The organism is Laedolimicola intestinihominis, assembly GCF_040096155.1.
GTDB classification, from domain to species: Bacteria; Bacillota; Clostridia; order Lachnospirales; family Lachnospiraceae; genus Laedolimicola; species Laedolimicola intestinihominis.
On sequence record NZ_JBBMFE010000020.1, the window covers coordinates 38,752 to 56,103 of the forward strand.

Here is a 17,352-nt window from a genome sequence, read left to right on the forward strand (position 1 = left end):
GAGGAGCAAGCCGTCTTTTCTTATTTTTGTGGCAGCGGACCGGGCGAGGAGGAAGAAGTATGGACAACATTGATTTAAGCATTTTGAAATGTCTGAAGGATAATTCCAGACAGACGGCGTCAACCATCAGTCAGACCATCAACCTGTCTGTATCGGCGGTAATAGAGCGGATTCGGAAAATGGAAGCGAAGGGCGTCATTCAGCAGTACACGGTGGTGCTGGACGAGAAGCAGCTGGGCAATGACCTGACCGTATTTATCTCTGTGCGCCTGGAACACCCCAAATACGGAAAAGAATTTGCGGAAGCGGCCTACGCCCATAACAATGTGGCGGAGTGCTATTATATCGCGGGAGATGTGGATTATCTGCTGAAGATCGTGACAGACTCTTCCAAGAGCCTGGAAATCATACACCAGGATATCAAGGAAATGCCCGGTGTAGCCTGGACCAAGACCTTATATGTGCTGTCTACAATTAAAAATGATGTATCTGTACTGCCTGGGGAACTGTAAGGTCCCCGGGTTTTTTGTGAAATAGGAAATTCCGATAGAATTCCCTATTCCAAAAAAATATTATCGCACTGCGGCGGAATGATTCTATTTTATGCTGAAAGACTTGACACTTTGGGAAAGTTGGAATATTCTCATAGAACGGGTATCTATATTCAGAAAAAGGGAAAGAGGAATTTGCCGTGAGAGAAATCAAAGCAGGCGAGTACTATCGCCATTTTAAAGGCGGCCAGTATCAGGTGACGGCCATTGCGCGTGACGCGAATACGGAAGAGAAGGTAGTCGTGTATCAGGCACTGTACGGGGAGGAAGAATTCTGGGTGCGCCCCTACGAAGAGTTTGCAAGCGAAGTGGACAGGGAGAAGTATCCGGACGCAGAGCAGACCTGGCGCTTTGAGAAAATCGAAGAACCACAGCAGATGAATCCGCTGTTGCTCCGGTTCCTGGAGGCAGAGAGTTACCGGGACAAGCTGGAGCTGTTTCAGGCGTGGGAGGCCTATGTGGACGAGCAGCTTCTGGAGAGCATCGCGGTGTCTCTGGATATCACACTGGGACAGGGTACTGTCCGGGATAAATACCGGGAGATTCTGAACTGTCTGAAGACCATGGAGCATTTTGAGACAGACCGGTTTCGATAAGAGGGAGAGGAAGAAATGGATATTGTAATCATCGGGGACGGAAAAGTGGGACATAAGCTCGCCATGCAGCTGTCCGGTGAAAAATACAATGTGACACTGATTGACAAAAGTGAACGAAAGCTCAGGGACGCGGTCAATGAGATGGACGTATCCTGTGTGGTGGGCGATGGAGCCAGCGCAGATATTCAGCGTCAGGCGGACGTGCCGGGGGCAGATCTGGTGATTGCCTGCGCGTCCACAGACGAGATGAACCTGTTCTGCTGCCTGCTGGCCAGAAAGCTGGGAGCCAGGCAGACCATCGCCCGTGTGCGGAATCCGATTTATCATAATCAGATCGATTTGCTGAAGGAGGATCTGAAGCTGAGTATGGCGGTAAATCCGGAGCGGGCCCTGGCGGGGGAGATATCCCGGGTTCTGATCTTCCCGTCTGCGGCGAAGCTCGAGACCTTCGTAAAGGGTCGGGTCGAGCTGGTGGAGGTGACCTATCCGTCTCACAGCTCCATCGAGGGTCTTTCTTTAAGCGAGTTATATAAAAAGCATCAGATCAAAATGCTGGTCTGTGCGGTGCAGCGGGACGGAGCGGTCTATATTCCCGATGGTAATTTTGTGCCCCAGCCCGGCGACAAGATTAACATTACAGCTTCCCATCCGGAGATTGAGAAGTTCCTGAAGCTTACCAAGGGTATCATCAGCAAGGCTAAAAATGTCATGATCTGCGGCGGCGGCCGGGTGGCCTATTATCTGGGCAGCCAGCTTCTGGAGCTTGGTATGCAGGTCAAGATTATAGAGGTGGACGAGAAGCGCTGCATGGAGCTCTGTGATCTGCTTCCCAAAGCGACGATTATCCATGGCAATGCCACCGATCACGAGCTTCTGGAGGAGGAAGGAATTTCCAAGGCGGACGCCTTTGTAACCCTGACCGGTATGGATGAGGAAAATATCATCATGTCCATGTACGCGAAAAGCCGTCATGTGCCGAAGGTTGTCACCAAGGTCAACGACGAGGGTCTGCAGAGCATGATGGATCAGCTGGGCATGGAGAGCGTGGTTTCCGCGAAGAACGTTACGGCCAACGTGATTACCAGCTATGTGCGCGCCATGCGGAATTCCATGGGAAGCGCCAATGTGGAGACAGTGTATAAGCTGATTGGCGGCAAGATCGAGGCGCTGGAGTTCCGGATCCGGGAGAAAACCAGGTACACCGGCATTCCGCTGAAGAATCTGAAGCTGAAGAGTAACCATCTGGTAGCCTGCATTGTGCGGAACCGCCGTACCATCATACCTGGCGGAAATGATACGCTGGAGGTGGGCGATAATGTCATTGTCATTTCCATGGAGCAGGGTCTCGAGGATTTGCAGGACATCATGCGCTAGTGGGGGAAAGCTATGAATTACGGAATGATAAGATACATCGTGGGGAAAATGCTTCTGATAGAAGGTTTTCTGCTGCTTTTCCCGGCCTTTGTGTCATTTTTATATGGGGAAATGGAAGGTATCAGCTTCCTGCTGACTGCGATGCTCCTGCTCCTGGTATCGTTTCTGGGCTCCCGAAAGCCGGAGAATACGGCCATTTACGCCAAGGAGGGGTTCCTTATCGTGGCACTGGCCTGGGTTCTGTGGTCGGTATTCGGCGCGCTGCCTTTCCTGCTTTCGGGCTGCATCCCCCGGTTTGAAGATGCGTTCTTTGAGGTGGTGTCGGGCTTTACGACCACGGGCTCCACGATTTTAAGAGATATTGAGGGGCTGCCCAAGTGCATGAATTTCTGGCGCTGCCTGACCCACTGGGTGGGCGGCATGGGCGTGCTGGTATTCGTCATGGCGGTGCTCCCCTTAAGCAATAAGAATTCCATGTTCCTGATGCGTGCGGAGATACCGGGACCCACCTGCGATAAGCTGGTGCCCAAGGCGCGTACCACGGCGCGGATTCTGTACACCATGTATCTGGGGCTGTCTGTGGCAGAGGTCATTTTCCTGCTGGCAGGCGACATGAATCTGTACCAGGCAGTGATTCACACCTTCAGTACAGCCGGAACCGGAGGCTTCTCCGACCGGAACGCCAGCGTGGCGGCTTTTAACAGTGCTTATATCGACGGTGTCATTACCGTTTTCATGCTGCTGTTCGGTATTAATTTTAACCTGTATTTTCTGCTGCTCATGAAGAACGTCAAGGGCTTCTTTAAAAATGAGGAGCTGCGGAATTATCTGGGAATCGTGGCGGCGGCCATCGTGCTGATCACGATTAATATTATGAATCTGTACGGCGGTGTGCTGCACGCCTTCCGCTATGCAGCCTTCCAGGTGGTATCGGTTATCACGACCACCGGCTTTGTGACGGCCAATTTTGATCTGTGGCCGGAATTTTCCAAAACCATTTTGCTGATGCTGATGATAGTGGGAGCCTGTGCCGGAAGTACGGGCGGCGGTATGAAGGTATCACGTATCATGATTCTGGGGCGAACCATTACGAAGGAGACAAGGCAGATTCTGCATCCGAAATCGGTCAATGTGGTGAAGCTGGATGGCAAAAGGCTGACGAATGAAGAAACACACGGCGTATATGTGTATACGATCTGCTATTTTGTGATTTTATGTGTGTCGGTATTACTGGTTTCTGTAGATAACTTTGATTTCACTACAAACTTTACAGCGGTTCTGACTACGCTCAATAATGTAGGACCGGGCCTGGCAAAGGTGGGACCGGTGGAGAATTTTTCAGCCTTTTCCTGCTTCTCGAAGATTGTTTTAAGCTTTGACATGCTGATTGGCCGTCTGGAGATTCTGCCGATTATGATGCTGCTGGCGCCGGTGACCTGGCGGAAGAAGTTTTAAAAGCATCTGTTACTATGAAAATGGAAAGTGGCGCGGGAAGCTGGTATTTCCGGAAATTCTGTGCTAGAATAAAGCTTATGAGTAAAAGGGAAAGAAGGTATCTTTATGTCTGAAAAATCATGCAGCAATACAAGCTGCGATAAATCAAGCTGCGAGGGATGTCCCAGCAAGGCAAAGGAACAGACTCCGGTAAGCCTGCAGGCAGAGTGCAACGAATACAGCTGTGTGCGCCGGGTTATCGGCGTAGTCAGTGGCAAGGGCGGCGTAGGAAAATCCATGGTGACCGCTTCTCTGGCCAACGAGCTGGCGGCGAAGGGCTATCAGGTGGGTATCCTGGACGCGGATATTACAGGACCGTCCATTCCGAGAATGTACGGCGTTCATGGCGCTGCGGAAGCGAGCGATATGGGAATTGAGCCGCGAATGACAAAAAATGGAATTAAGCTCATGTCCATGAATCTTTTGCTGCCCACTGAGGACACTCCGGTTATCTGGAGAGGCCCCATCATTGCCAATATTGTAAAGCAGTTCTGGACCGACGTCATCTGGGGCGATCTGGATTATCTGCTGGTGGATATGCCGCCCGGAACCGGCGATGTACCCCTGACTGTATTCCAGTCCCTGCCGGTCAGCGAGATTGTAGTCGTGACCTCTCCGCAGGATCTGGTACAGCTGATCGTGAAGAAGGCGCTGAGTATGGCAGATCAGATGAAGATTCCGGTAAAGGGCGTGGTAGAGAATTATTCCTGGCTGGAGTGCCCGGACTGCGGAAAGAAGCTGTATCCCTTCGGTAAGAGCCATCTGGAGGAAATCGCAGGTGAGGAGAAGCTGCAGATCATCGGACGCATTCCCATGAAGCCGGAATTCGCCGAGGCTGCGGATGCGGGTGAATTTGATAAGGTGAGAAATCCTTATCTGGATGTGGATTTTGAATAGGAAAATCAAAAGAAATGTGGAAAAGGATTCGCCGGGACTTGGGAAAGACCGGCGAATCCTTTTGGATACCCGAAAATCTGGAGATAAAAGAGAAAGGGAACAGAATGGAGCGCAGAGAGATTTATACGAAGATCACAGGAAAGGCTGAGACTATGAAACAGGAGCTGGTGAAGATCCGGAGGGATTTTCATCGCTATCCGGAGCTTGGCTGGATGGAAATGCGGACATCCTCTATCATTGCATCTTATTTGAAAAGAGTTGGCTGTGACGAGGTGCTGGTGGGACGCGATGTGTGCCTGGATGAAGCCAGGATGGGTCTGCCTGCGGACGAGGCGCTGGAGCGGCATTATGAGGAGGCGGCGGCCCAGGAGGGCACAGATCTTGCGTATCTTCCCGATATAAAAGGTGGATTCACCGGTGTGGTTGGAATCCTGCGCTGCGGCGAAGGACCGACGGTGGCCTTCCGTTTTGATATGGACGCGCTGCCGGTGCTGGAGTGCAAGGAAGAGGCGCATTATCCGACAAAAGAGGGGTTTGCGTCCCGCAATACGGGTGTCATGCATGCCTGCGGCCATGACGGTCATATGACGGTAGGACTGGGAACCGCCAAAATTCTCTGCGAACTGCGGGAACAGCTTCACGGAACGGTGAAGTTTATCTTCCAGCCAGCGGAGGAAGGCGTGCGCGGCGCGAAGTCCATTGTGGAGCACGGACATCTGGACGATGTGGATTATGTGTTGGGCGCCCATATGGGAGGCGGACCGGAGCAGAAGGAAGCAGCCATCGGAATCGGCGGCGGCGAGAGTCTGGCTACCGTAAAGTATGATGTGGAATTTTATGGAAAAGGCTCCCATGCGGCGGCTTCTCCGGAAGAAGGGAAAAACGCTATGCTGGCCATGGCTACGGCGATATTGAACCTGCACGCCATTCCCCGGAGCGGTAAGGGAGATACCCGGGTAAATGTGGGAAAGGTGGTTGCGGGAACCGGACGGAATATTATCTGTGAGCATGCGCACATGGAGATGGAAGTCCGGGGCATGACCACGGAGGCCAATACCTATATGAAGGAGTACGCGGAGCGGATTATCCGCAGCGCAGCCGAAATGCACGACTGTACCTGCGAGATGAAGCTGATGGGCGCGGCCATGAATGGAATCAATGATGATGCGCTGGCGGATCGGCTGGCGAAGGTTTGTGAGGAGGATTTGCATCTGCCGGTGGTTCGGCTGAAGAAGGGCGGAGCCGGAGGCAGTGAGGATTATTCTTATATGTCGGAACGGGTGCAGAGCCATGGCGGACAGTCCTGCTATTTTATGAATCTGAGCTGCTGCACAGGAACGCTTCATAACGAATGGTTTAATTTCCGGGAGGAAGCCCTTGTCAATGGGGTGAAGGCTTTCTGCGGAATTGCGGTTGAGTTGCTACAATGAAAACGGACGGGCCGGGGCTATGTTATTATCCGTGTTCATCGTTTATCGGACGCTGTACACTGGATAACTACATAGTCCCGGCCCTGTTTTTCAAGGTCGCGAAGAGGGGCTGTTTGCTGCGTCTCTTTTTTTACTGGGGAAAACTTGCACTTGCATCCCTGTTAGATTTGTGATATAGTGAAACAAACATATGTTTCGAACATGCATTCGAAAAACAAGATGCAAGTGAGGTTTTTACCATGACGTTTGTTCAGGGGCGGGCGGATATGTCCGTCATGGAGAAGCTGCGGATTCTGGCGGATGCGGCGAAGTTTGATGTGGCCTGTACCTCCAGCGGGGTGTCCAGAGGGAATTCCGGGCAGGGAATCGGTAATTGTATGGAGGCGGGGATTTGTCACAGCTTTGCGGCGGATGGGCGGTGTATTTCGCTTCTGAAGATTCTGTTTACCAATGAGTGTATTTTTGACTGTAAGTATTGCCTGAACCGGCGGTCCAATGATGTGCAGCGGGCATCTTTTACGCCGGATGAGGTCTGTGAGCTGACCATGGAGTTTTACCGGCGGAATTATATTGAGGGGCTTTTTTTGAGTTCGGGGATTGTAAGGAGTCCGGATTATACGATGGAGCTGTTGTATGAGACGCTTCTGAAGCTTCGGCGGCAGTATCATTTTGGCGGGTATATTCATGTGAAGGCGATTCCGGGGGCGGATCCGCTTTTGATTGAGCAGACAGGGTTTCTGGCGGATCGGATGAGTGTGAATCTGGAGCTCCCTACGGCGGAGGGGCTTCGGACACTGGCCCCGGCCAAGTCCCGGGAGAAGATTCTGACTCCCATGCGGCAGATTCAGAATGGACGGCTGGAGTTTGGAGAACGGCTGCTTGGCAGGGAGAGCGGTGGTGCGGTGGATGACGCGGGCGGCGGTTGTGGACTGCAGCAGATGAAGGGCAGCGGCACGGCGGTTCTGGCTGAACGGCGCAGACGGAGGGCGGCGTTTGTCCCGGCGGGGCAGTCGACTCAGATGATCATCGGAGCCACGCCGGAGAATGATTTTCAGATTATATCGGTGGCGGAGTCTTTGTATCGGAAGTTTGATTTGAAGCGGGTATTTTATTCGGCTTTTGTGCGGGTAAATGATGACAGTCTTTTGCCGGATTTGCCGGGCGGACCGCCGCTTCTTCGGGAACACCGGCTGTATCAGGCGGACTGGCTGCTGCGGTTTTACGGTTTTGAGGCCGGGGAGCTTCTTTCGGAGGAGCGGCCCAATTTTAATGTGCTTATGGATCCCAAGTGCGACTGGGCGCTCCGGCATCTGGAAGCGTTCCCAGTGGAGGTGAACCGGGCTTCTTATGAGATGCTTCTTCGGGTGCCGGGGATCGGGGTAAAGTCGGCGCTGCGGATTGTGAAGGCCAGGCGGCTGGGGACAGTGGATTTCGCGGATCTGAAGCGGATGGGTGTGGTGCTGAAGCGGGCGCTTTATTTTATTACCTGTCGTGGTAAGACCATGTATCCCATTCGGATTGAGGAGGATTTTATTACCCGTAATATTCTGGATGTGAAGGAGCGGCTGCCCTATGGTATCAGCGGAGATGTGACGTATCGGCAATTGTCGTTGTTTGATGATTTTCAGGTGCCGCAGCCGGATGCATTCCGATTGCAGGCGTAAGGTGCAAAGCTTATGGGATGCAGCAGGATTTGAGGTGAGAAGGATCAGTATGACAATTTTTGTATGTGAGGACAGTCTGGACGGGATTCTGACCGGGGTATATGACGCCTGGGACAGTCGTCTGGGGCACAGCCGGGTGAAGCTTAAGACAGCGGATGTGGATACCTACGAGCTGTTCTGCGAGTACCGGGATGTAAAGACGGATATGGAAAAGGCGGAGAAGGTACTGCGGACAGTGTTTCATCGGATGGGCGAGGAGGCCGGGGAGGCCATTTGTTATGCCTGCGCCTGCCCCCATCCGGACAAGGCGGACGCCATCTACCGGCTGATTGCGCGGGGACTTTCCATGACGGACGGCACGAAGGCGGTATATTATTTGCAGGACAGCTCTGTATCCCTGGTTATGAAGCTTCGACAGAAGGCCTGGCATGAGGCGCACCGGATGTTGGGTTTTCTGCGCTTTGAGGAATTATCGGGCGGCGTACTGTATGCGCAGATGGAGCCGCCCTATGCGGTGCTGCCGTTGATTGCGCCCCATTTTGCGGATCGGCTCCGGCAGGAAAACTGGATTATTCATGATTTGAAGCGGGGGCTTCTGGCGCTTCACCGGGCCGGAGGCTGGTGGGTGCTGACGGACGATCAGGAACTGAATCGGGAATTCCTGGCGGGGCGTGCAGAGCGTGAGGAGGAGTTTCAGATGCTCTGGAGGACTTTTTGCCGGACCATTGCCATTGAGGAGAGAAGAAATCCCCGCTGTCAGCAGACGCTGCTGCCCTGTCGGTTCCGGCCACATATGAATGAATTTCAGACAGCCGGAGAAAATAACAGATAAAAAGTATGAAAAAAAGTACAAAAATACAGCCCTAAAATAGGCCCGGTGTGTCGCCTGTTGAATTGACACTGTAAAAGAATCATAGTACACTGTATACAGAAATCAGTAATAAAAATCCTGCATCCGGGTTAAAATCAAGATTAAATTATAAAAGAGACGCGGGCAGCAGGACTTTCACAGGCAGGAGAAAAGAAAATGAGTGACGTACGGGTAATCAAAGCCGCGCTTCTGGGCGCGGGAACTGTCGGAAGCGGTGTGTATGACATTTTGCAGTGGCAGAAGGATGAGATGCCGAAGAAGCTTGGCGCAGTGGTGGAGCTGAAGAAGATTCTGGTCCGCAATACAAAGAAGCCAAGAGAAGGCATGGACAGCAGTCTTTTTACCGACAACTGGAAGGAGATTCTGGACGATCCGGAGATAGAGATTGTCATCGAGGTTATGGGCGGTATCGAACCGGCGAAGACTTATATTACGGAGGCACTTCATGCTGGAAAGCATGTGGTGACGGCCAATAAGGATCTGCTGGCGGAGCATGGAAAAGAAGTGTTGGACGCGGCGGAAGAGCATGGCTGCGATCTGATGTTTGAGGCGGCTGTGGCAGGCGGCATTCCGATTATCCGTCCGCTGAAGCAGTGTCTGGCGGCCAATCACCTGACTGAGGTCATGGGTATCGTCAACGGAACTACGAATTATATTCTGACGAAGATGACGAAGGATCATATGGAATTTGCGGACGCGCTGGCGCTGGCGACAGAGCTGGGTTACGCGGAGGCGGATCCCACAGCGGATGTTGAAGGCTATGACGCAGCCCGTAAGGTGGCGATTATGGCGTCTATCGCGTTTAATTCCCGTGTGACCTTCTCGGATGTGTATACACAGGGTATCACGAAGATTACGGCGGCAGATATTGCCTATGCCACGGAGATGGGCATGGTTATTAAGCTTCTGGGCGTGGCGCGTAATACGGATACCGGCATTGAGGCGGGGGTATACCCGATGTTGATTCCGGCAGATCATCCGCTGGCCGGCGTTAATGATTCCTTTAATGCGGTCTTTGTACACGGCGATGCTGTAGACGACGCCATGTTCCAGGGACGCGGAGCAGGAAAGCTTCCTACCGGCAGCGCGGTAGCCGGGGATATCTTCGAGGTGGCCCGGGATATCGTGGCAGGCAGCACCGGAAGAATCAACTGTACCTGCTATAAAAATCTGCGGATTAAGCCGGTGGATGAAGTGCAAAACCGCTACTTCATGCGTATGGAGGTGGAGGACAGACCGGGTGTACTGGCTGCTATTGCATCGGTGTTCGGCAACAATCATGTGAGCATCGCCCAGGTAATCCAGAAGAGTGTCGGCGAGGGTACCGCAGAACTGGTTATCATTACCGATCAGGTGGAAGAACGTCATTTCAAGGATGCCCTTCTGGTGATGAACGAGATGTCTATTGTAAAAGAGATTCCTTCCGTTCTTCGCGTATATGCGCAGAGCGAATAAGAAAAAGCGGAGAGGGAACAGAGGCAGGGAATGAAAAAGACACTGACTTTACTGGACAAAGCGATTATATTTGCCACGAAGGCTCATTCAGGAGCCAGGCGAAAGGGCACTAACGTGCCGTATATCGTACATCCCATCGAGGCAGCGGCCATCGTATCAGCCATGACAGACGACGAGGAAGTTATCGCGGCTGCCGTGCTCCACGACGTCATTGAAGACACGGATGCTACGGAGGACGACCTGTATGCCCGGTTCGGCAGACGCATTACCGAACTGGTACTGAATGAGAGCGAGGACAAGCGGAGAACCCTTCCGGCGGCACTGACCTGGAAGACCAGAAAACAGGAGACCATCACCTTCCTGGAGACCGAAGCCGACCGGGACGCCAAGATGCTGGCCCTGGCGGACAAGCTTTCGAACCTGCGGGCGATACATCGGGATCAGTGCATCATCGGCGATAAAATCTGGGAGCGTTTCAACGAGAAGAATAAAGAAATGCATGCCTGGATGTACCGTTCCATTGCGAAAGCTTTGGAAGAATTGAAGGATCATCCTACCTGGCAGGAATACAATCGCCTGGTGACAGAAGTATTTGGCGAAGAAAAGAGTATTGACAAAACAGACGAAAAAGGATAATCTGCTACAGAGATATCTGTAGTATGATGAATACTGCGAAAAGTATCTACAGGCAGCAATAAGTAAACGAGGAGGATCAAGATGAAACCGTACCGCGAATTAACCAAAGAGGAACTTGTGCAGCTGAAAACAGAGTTGGAGACAAAGTATAAAGAAGCCCAGGCAAAAGGTTTACATCTGGATATGTCCAGAGGAAAGCCAAGCGCAGATCAGCTCGACCTGTCCATGCCCATGCTGGACGTGCTGAATAGCCAGAGCGACCTGAAAGACGCTACAGGACTGGATTGCCGCAACTACGGTGTGCTGGATGGACTGAAAGAAGCAAAAGAACTGCTGGCGGGCATGACAGGCGTATCCGCCGACAACGTCATCGTCTATGGCAATGCCAGCCTGAACATCATGTATGACACGGTAGCGAGAGCCATGATGCATGGTATCCTGGGACATACTCCCTGGTGCAAGCTGGACAAAGTAAAATTTCTGTGTCCGGTACCGGGTTATGATCGTCACTTCGCCATCACCGAATCCTTCGGAATTGAGATGATCAACATCCCGATGACCGTAACCGGACCGGATATGGATAGGGTAGAAGAACTGGTCAACAACGACCCGGCAGTCAAAGGCATTTGGTGTGTGCCGAAGTACTCCAATCCTCAGGGCATCACCTACTCGGATGAAACCGTACGCCGCTTCGCAAACCTGAAGCCTGCAGCAGAGGATTTTCGTATCTTCTGGGATAACGCGTACTGCGTACATCACCTGTATGATGACAGGCAGGATGAGATCCCCGAGATCTTAAGCGAGTGCGCCAAGGCAGGCAACCCAGATATGGTATTTGAATTCTGCTCCACATCCAAGATCAGCTTTCCGGGCTCTGGTATCTCCTGCATTGCCACATCCGAGAACAATATCAAAGATATCAAGAAGCAGATGACCATCCAGACCATCGGTCATGACAAGCTCAATCAGCTGCGTCACGTACGCTTCTTCAAGGACATCGACGGAATCAAAGCCCACATGCGTAAGCATGCAGTCATTCTCCGTCCGAAATTCGAAGCAGTACTGGATACCCTGGACAGAGAGCTTGGCGGCCTTGAGATCGGAACCTGGGTACGCCCCAACGGCGGTTACTTCATCTCCTTTGAGGCCATGGAAGGCTGTGCAAAAGCTATCGTGGCCAAGTGTAAGGAAGCAGGCGTTGTCATGACCGGTGCAGGCGCCACCTACCCGTATCACAACGACCCCAAGGACAGCAACATCCGTATTGCCCCGTCCTTCCCCACCACGGAAGACCTGGCCGCAGCCGCAGATCTATTCGTCCTCTGTGTAAAGCTGGTAAGCGTAGAAAAGCTTCTCGAGACGAAATAAATTAGATATATTTCAAAGTCAAAAATCCTGGCACCGGGCGAAGCCCCCGGTGTCAGGATTTTGTCCATCATCACAAAACAGAAGAGAGAGAGGGGGGAACCCTTCTCTCTCTTCGTCCGTTAATTAATTAAAAAACAGAAAATACACAATCACCAGCGCTCCCAGTACAATCCGATAATATCCGAACGCCTTAAAATCATTTTTCTTAATATATCCCATCAAGAACTTAATCGCCAGCACCGAAACCACAAACGCCGTCACCATGCCCACAATCAGAATCGCTGCTTCCGTCCCGGTAAAATGGAAACCGAATTTTACCAGCTTCAAAAGACTTGCGCCAAACATTACCGGAATCGCCAGGAAGAAGCTGAACTCAGCCGCGATATACCGGGAAGTACCCAGAAGCGTAGCGCCCAGGATCGTCGCGCCGGATCGGGAAGTACCCGGAATCAAAGCCAGTACCTGAAAAACACCGATAAAAACAGCCATCGGATAAGAAAGCTGTTGAAAAGATTTCACCCGGGGCTTTCGGCCTTTATTATAATTCTCAATGATAATAAACAAGACGCCATAGAGGATCAGCGTGAAAGCAACAGTCTGATAATTATAGAATAATTTATCGATCTTATCATCAAAGGGAAGACCAATGATGGCAGCCGGAAGCACTGCAACCAGCACCTTAAACCACAGGGACCAGGTATCTTTCTTGATCCAGCCCTTGGAAGGCATGGTAAAGGGCCACAGCTTGCCGAAATAGAGAACTACGACCGCCAGAATTGCGCCCAGCTGAATGACGACCAGAAACATTTCCATAAACGCGTCGCTGACATTTAGATGAATAAATTCATTGACCAGAATCATATGTCCGGTACTGCTGATGGGAAGCCATTCCGTGATACCTTCCACGATGCCAAGAAGAAGAACCTTCAACCATTCGATTACATTCATAGTATATACTCCTTAATTTTAATTTCCACATATATATGAGGAAAGATTCGGTTTTCAGTATAGCATACTGGATTTTTATGTCAATGACAGGAGCGAAAATTAAGAAAGACTTTAAGTTCCGGCAAGAATTTGGACGAAAAAGATAGAAAACGGGTCGAAATAATGGGCGAAAAAAGAAAAAAGCGAAACGATAAAGGGGTCTTATATGAATAAAAACATGGAATATACGTGTATATAAGCATAATTATGCATAAAATTACTATAAAATGCATAAAGTATTAAAAATTATGCAATTTGGGTATTGCAATTTTCTAAAATGGCGCTATAATAGGAAACAGGTTTTAACCTGAAACGTAATGGAATATCATTTCAAGGTTGGGAGGAAAAAATTATGAAAAAGTTAGTAGCAGTATTACTGGCAGGCATGATGTGCGTATCACTGGCAGCCTGCGGAGGAAAGAAAGCAGATGAGACAGCAGCAGATACAACAGCGGCTGCAACCACAGAGACCACAGAAACCACAGAAGCGGCAGACGGAGAGTTCACCACCGTAGCGGATGGAGTTCTGACCATGGGAACCAACGCGGCATTCCCGCCGTACGAGTACAAAGAGGGGGACCAGATCGTAGGTATCGACGCAGAGATCGCGCAGGCACTGGCAGACAAGCTGGGACTGAAGCTTGAGATTCTGGATATGGATTTCGCTTCCCTGATTACCGCTATCCAGGCTGGCAAGATTGATATCTCCCTGGCAGGCATGACTGTTACCGAGGAGAGAAAGCAGAATGTAGACTTCACAGATTCTTATTCCACAGGTGTACAGGTCATCATCGTAAAAGATGGCTCTGATGTCACAACCGTAGATGATCTGGCAAATGACAAGATCATCGGCGTTCAGGAAGGAACTACCGGACATCTGTACTGCTCTGATGATTATGGCGAGGATCATGTCATCGCATACACTAACGGCGCAACTGCTGTACAGGCTCTGCTTCAGGACAAGGTGGACTGTGTGGTTATCGACCAGCAGCCGGCAAAAGAGTTCGTAGCAGCCAATGAGGGACTGAAGATTCTGGATACTGAGTACGTAGTTGAGGATTACGCAGCAGCAGTTTCCAAGGACAACCCGGCACTGACCGCAGCACTGAACAAAGCACTTCAGGAGCTGAAGGACGATGGAACCATCCAGAGCATTCTGGACAAGTACATCAAAGCTGAGTAAGCAGTAAAAAGCAGACGCGAGAACGTCTGAGAGCACGACGGAGGTGTTCAGGAAACCGGACACCTCCGTATTTTTGCGAAATATTCGTAGCGTAGAAATATAAGAAGCAATGAAAACAGAAAATCAAATTGCTTTTTATATTTCTACGTTATAAAATATAAGAAATACGTATAGAGGAGAGTAAGCATATGTTCGAAGACTTAAAAAAGGGTCTTTACCAGACATTCATCCTGGATGACAACTACCAGTATTTTATCAAGGGTATCCAGACCACATTGATTGTAACGGTATTTGCCCTGATCCTGGGAGTGATTCTTGGCGTTATCATAGCGATTATCCGTTCCGCCCACGATCAGCAGCCCGAGCGCAAGAAAAATATTTTTCTGCGGATCGCCAATCTGATTTGCCAGATTTATCTGACTGTCATCCGTGGAACGCCCATGATGGTACAACTTTTGATTATGTGGTTTGTCGTATGGGCCAGCGCCCGCGCTACCGACGGCAATATGATTCGCTGCGCAATTCTGGCTTTTGGTATCAACTCCGGAGCCTATGTGGCAGAGATTATTCGTTCCGGAATTATGTCCATCGACAAAGGACAGATGGAGGCGGGCCGTTCTGTCGGTCTGACCTATGCGACTACCATGCGCTGCGTCATTATTCCCCAGGCATTCAAAAACGTACTGCCTGCTCTGGGCAATGAGCTGATTACCCTTTTGAAAGAGACATCCGTCGTAACCGTTATCGGACTTCGTGACCTGACCAAGGGCGCTCTGATTATTCAGTCCAAGACCTATCAGGCTTTCGTGCCGTTCTTTGCCATCGCGGCCATGTATCTGGTGATGGTACTGGGGCTGTCCTGGCTGATGGGTAAACTGGAAAGGAGAATGAGACAGAGTGATTTACGTTAAGGATCTGGCCAAATCATTTGGCGACAATCATGTTATCAAAAATATCAATATGCATATTACACCGGGCGAGAAAGTCGTTATCGTAGGACCCTCCGGTTCCGGTAAATCCACATTTTTACGCTGCCTGAATCTTCTGGAGCAGCCCACCGACGGAACCATTACTTTTGACGGACAGGAGATCACGGCTCCGGGTGTGGATGTCAATAAGATCCGTCGTCGGATGGGTATGGTATTCCAGCATTTCAACCTGTTCGCGAACCTGACCGTAAAGGAAAATATCATGTTGGCTCCGGTACAGCTGAAGCTGAAGACCAAAGCGGAGGCAGAGGCGGAAGCCGTGCGCCTTTTGAAGCTGGTAAATCTGGAGGAAAAAGCAGATTCCTATCCATCCCAGCTTTCCGGCGGTCAGAAGCAGAGAATCGCTATTGTGCGTTCCCTGGCCATGGACCCGGAAGTGATGCTTTTTGACGAGCCCACATCTGCCCTGGATCCGGAGATGGTAGGTGAGGTTCTGGAGCTGATGAAGAAGCTGGCAGACGACGGCATGACCATGGTGGTCGTGACCCACGAGATGGGCTTTGCCCGCGAGGTGGCTACCCGCGTAGTCTTTATGGACGGCGGCTACATCAAAGAGGAGAATAACCCCAAGGACTTCTTTGAGCATCCGCAGGATCCGAGACTGCAGGATTTCTTATCGAAAGTATTGTAAAACACGCAAAAGACCGCTATCCGCGCCGTAGAGAAGGGTCGGGGCGGTCTTTTTATTTTCATCATTCTTTCGTAAGAATTTCTTAATCGACTTTATACATTTTTTAGAGGATGGACATATTTTAGTCACAATTCCCTGCTATATTAATACTTGTAGCAAGAACACATATCAGTATTTCATTCATAACACTCGGGGACTTCCGGGAGGAAGCCCCCACTCCCTCGTATTTACTGGGTTTTCCGAAGAAGGAAGATCCTTTTTTTTGCCCATTTTTGGCCGTTTGACGACAATTTGACGACAATTGCCTTAAAAAACCTCGGAACGAAAGAATGGCTCTGTACAAATCTAATGTGAAAATCAAATGCGAAAATTATTTTAAAATTTCTTCAAACTCGCCTTTTTAGGCCGAGGACAAATCCCCAAACATCATTTATGATTATATCAGGAACAGCAAAAACCTGTTCACAGACAACTGAATAGCAGTTACAGCATGGAAAATTCCGGCGTATATTCGGCAGAATATCAGCGGGGCCTGCGAGGAGAGTTGATGGACCGAGAGGTGAAGATGGAGCAGGTACAGATTGGATTGATTACGGCGGAAGGATAATAACTCACGAAGGGAGCTTGAAGTGGTTTCCTGGCCCTCGAAATAAGCAGCAGAGGGGACGAGCGGTATATAGAATACCGGTCTTGTGAACATCAGAGGATGTCATGCGGCAGGGTTGCCAGTAACTCCCACGTACACGGGGCGAAGAGGAACAAGCGTGTACTTACATGGAAAATATGAAATGGAGGGATAAGGAAGGATGTACAAAGGAATCGAGGTTATCGGGATAGATCATGGCTGGTCGTATATGAAGACAATTTCTCATGTGTTTGTGACAGGCGTGGAAGAGATAGCGACAGAACCGGCCTTTACGAAAAATCTGCTGGAATTCGGTGGAAAATTCTATAAGATAGGCGGCACCCGGCTTGAAGTCCAGGATGTAAAAACGAAGAATGATAACTTTTTTCTTCTGACGCTGGCGGCCATCGCCAAAGAATTGAAAAGCCGAGGAAAACGAGAGGCAAAGGTATATCTGGCTGTAGGACTCCCGCTGACACGATTTGGACAGGAGCGTGCAGATTTATATTTATAAATCCCAGAATCAGTTTCTGGTAGACGCGCTGCAGTTCTACATTGAACATAGCGGAAAAGATATGTTGACCCAGCAGGAGCAGGCCGA

16 protein-coding genes are annotated in these 17,352 nt (G+C 50.5%); 15 read left to right on the forward strand and 1 reads right to left on the reverse strand.

Annotated features, from left to right (window positions below; all coding sequences use genetic code 11):
- Nucleotides 1-59 precede the first annotated feature (59 nt).
- The 11 genes from WMO29_RS15710 (at nt 60) to WMO29_RS15760 (ending at nt 12,336) form a co-directional block, all read left to right on the forward strand.
- On the forward strand, nt 60-512 hold the full coding sequence (locus tag WMO29_RS15710; protein WP_178040063.1) for an Lrp/AsnC ligand binding domain-containing protein: 453 nt from the start codon (nt 60-62) through the stop codon (nt 510-512).
- A gap of 179 nt (nt 513-691) precedes the next feature.
- Nucleotides 692-1,147 carry a DUF1653 domain-containing protein gene (locus tag WMO29_RS15715; RefSeq protein ID WP_178040062.1) on the forward strand — a complete coding sequence of 152 codons (456 nt, stop codon included), beginning with the start codon at nt 692-694 and terminating at the stop codon, nt 1,145-1,147.
- Between the two features lie 15 nt (nt 1,148-1,162).
- Nucleotides 1,163-2,521, forward strand: coding sequence for a Trk system potassium transporter TrkA (gene trkA, locus WMO29_RS15720; RefSeq protein ID WP_178040061.1), 1,359 nt, complete (start codon nt 1,163-1,165; stop codon nt 2,519-2,521).
- A 12-nt stretch (nt 2,522-2,533) separates the two neighbouring features.
- Nucleotides 2,534-3,976 (forward strand): TrkH family potassium uptake protein, encoded by a 1,443-nt coding sequence (locus WMO29_RS15725; protein ID WP_349165439.1) that lies wholly within the window; start codon nt 2,534-2,536, stop codon nt 3,974-3,976.
- A gap of 105 nt (nt 3,977-4,081) precedes the next feature.
- A complete protein-coding gene (locus WMO29_RS15730; protein ID WP_349165440.1) occupies nt 4,082-4,912 on the forward strand; it encodes an Mrp/NBP35 family ATP-binding protein in 831 nt (276 codons plus the stop codon).
- 14 nt (nt 4,913-4,926) lie between these two features.
- Nucleotides 4,927-6,342, forward strand: coding sequence for an amidohydrolase (locus WMO29_RS15735; protein WP_349165441.1), 1,416 nt, complete (start codon nt 4,927-4,929; stop codon nt 6,340-6,342).
- A 239-nt stretch (nt 6,343-6,581) separates the two neighbouring features.
- Entirely contained in the window at nt 6,582-8,006 is a 1,425-nt protein-coding gene (locus WMO29_RS15740) for a putative DNA modification/repair radical SAM protein (RefSeq protein WP_349165442.1), read from the forward strand.
- A gap of 49 nt (nt 8,007-8,055) precedes the next feature.
- Nucleotides 8,056-8,838 (forward strand): TIGR03915 family putative DNA repair protein, encoded by a 783-nt coding sequence (locus WMO29_RS15745; protein ID WP_349165443.1) that lies wholly within the window; start codon nt 8,056-8,058, stop codon nt 8,836-8,838.
- 195 nt (nt 8,839-9,033) lie between these two features.
- Nucleotides 9,034-10,332 (forward strand): homoserine dehydrogenase, encoded by a 1,299-nt coding sequence (locus WMO29_RS15750; protein WP_349165444.1) that lies wholly within the window; start codon nt 9,034-9,036, stop codon nt 10,330-10,332.
- Between the two features lie 30 nt (nt 10,333-10,362).
- Nucleotides 10,363-10,968 carry an HD domain-containing protein gene (locus WMO29_RS15755; RefSeq protein WP_349165445.1) on the forward strand — a complete coding sequence of 202 codons (606 nt, stop codon included), beginning with the start codon at nt 10,363-10,365 and terminating at the stop codon, nt 10,966-10,968.
- Between the two features lie 81 nt (nt 10,969-11,049).
- Nucleotides 11,050-12,336, forward strand: coding sequence for an aspartate aminotransferase type Ic (locus tag WMO29_RS15760; RefSeq protein WP_349165446.1), 1,287 nt, complete (start codon nt 11,050-11,052; stop codon nt 12,334-12,336).
- A gap of 123 nt (nt 12,337-12,459) precedes the next feature.
- Here WMO29_RS15760 and WMO29_RS15765 read toward each other — a convergent pair whose 3' ends face one another.
- On the reverse strand, nt 12,460-13,284 hold the full coding sequence (locus WMO29_RS15765; protein WP_349165447.1) for an undecaprenyl-diphosphate phosphatase: 825 nt from the start codon (nt 13,282-13,284) through the stop codon (nt 12,460-12,462).
- Nucleotides 13,285-13,675: 391 nt separating this feature from the next.
- Here WMO29_RS15765 and WMO29_RS15770 point away from each other — a divergent pair, with 391 nt between their 5' ends.
- The 4 genes from WMO29_RS15770 (at nt 13,676) to WMO29_RS15785 (ending at nt 17,265) form a co-directional block, all read left to right on the forward strand.
- Entirely contained in the window at nt 13,676-14,506 is an 831-nt protein-coding gene (locus WMO29_RS15770) for an ABC transporter substrate-binding protein (RefSeq protein ID WP_178040054.1), read from the forward strand.
- 188 nt (nt 14,507-14,694) lie between these two features.
- A complete protein-coding gene (locus tag WMO29_RS15775; RefSeq protein WP_178040053.1) occupies nt 14,695-15,417 on the forward strand; it encodes an ABC transporter permease subunit in 723 nt (240 codons plus the stop codon).
- Complete coding sequence (locus WMO29_RS15780; RefSeq protein ID WP_178040052.1) at nt 15,404-16,126, forward strand: ATP-binding cassette domain-containing protein; 723 nt, start codon at nt 15,404-15,406, stop codon at nt 16,124-16,126. The genes WMO29_RS15775 and WMO29_RS15780 overlap by 14 nt, the downstream gene beginning before the upstream one ends.
- A gap of 806 nt (nt 16,127-16,932) precedes the next feature.
- Nucleotides 16,933-17,265, forward strand: a complete 333-nt coding sequence (locus WMO29_RS15785) for a hypothetical protein (RefSeq protein ID WP_494337554.1) — start codon at nt 16,933-16,935, stop codon at nt 17,263-17,265.
- Nucleotides 17,266-17,352: the final 87 nt, after the last annotated feature.

Bases quoted from the DNA above. Each gene is read 5' to 3' on its own strand.
- WMO29_RS15775 (WP_178040053.1), top strand. From the start codon at position 14,695: ATGTTCGAAGACTTAAAAAAGGGTCTTTACCAGACATTCATCCTGGAT.
- WMO29_RS15725 (WP_349165439.1), top strand. From the start codon at position 2,534: ATGAATTACGGAATGATAAGATACATCGTGGGGAAAATGCTTCTGATA.
- WMO29_RS15785 (WP_494337554.1), top strand. From the start codon at position 16,933: ATGTACAAAGGAATCGAGGTTATCGGGATAGATCATGGCTGGTCGTAT.
- WMO29_RS15760 (WP_349165446.1), top strand. From the start codon at position 11,050: ATGAAACCGTACCGCGAATTAACCAAAGAGGAACTTGTGCAGCTGAAA.
- WMO29_RS15755 (WP_349165445.1), top strand. From the start codon at position 10,363: ATGAAAAAGACACTGACTTTACTGGACAAAGCGATTATATTTGCCACG.
- trkA (WP_178040061.1), top strand. From the start codon at position 1,163: ATGGATATTGTAATCATCGGGGACGGAAAAGTGGGACATAAGCTCGCC.
- WMO29_RS15740 (WP_349165442.1), top strand. From the start codon at position 6,582: ATGACGTTTGTTCAGGGGCGGGCGGATATGTCCGTCATGGAGAAGCTG.
- WMO29_RS15745 (WP_349165443.1), top strand. From the start codon at position 8,056: ATGACAATTTTTGTATGTGAGGACAGTCTGGACGGGATTCTGACCGGG.
- WMO29_RS15770 (WP_178040054.1), top strand. From the start codon at position 13,676: ATGAAAAAGTTAGTAGCAGTATTACTGGCAGGCATGATGTGCGTATCA.
- WMO29_RS15730 (WP_349165440.1), top strand. From the start codon at position 4,082: ATGTCTGAAAAATCATGCAGCAATACAAGCTGCGATAAATCAAGCTGC.
- WMO29_RS15735 (WP_349165441.1), top strand. From the start codon at position 4,927: ATGTGGAAAAGGATTCGCCGGGACTTGGGAAAGACCGGCGAATCCTTT.
- WMO29_RS15750 (WP_349165444.1), top strand. From the start codon at position 9,034: ATGAGTGACGTACGGGTAATCAAAGCCGCGCTTCTGGGCGCGGGAACT.
- WMO29_RS15710 (WP_178040063.1), top strand. From the start codon at position 60: ATGGACAACATTGATTTAAGCATTTTGAAATGTCTGAAGGATAATTCC.
- WMO29_RS15765 (WP_349165447.1), bottom strand. From the start codon at position 13,284: ATGAATGTAATCGAATGGTTGAAGGTTCTTCTTCTTGGCATCGTGGAA.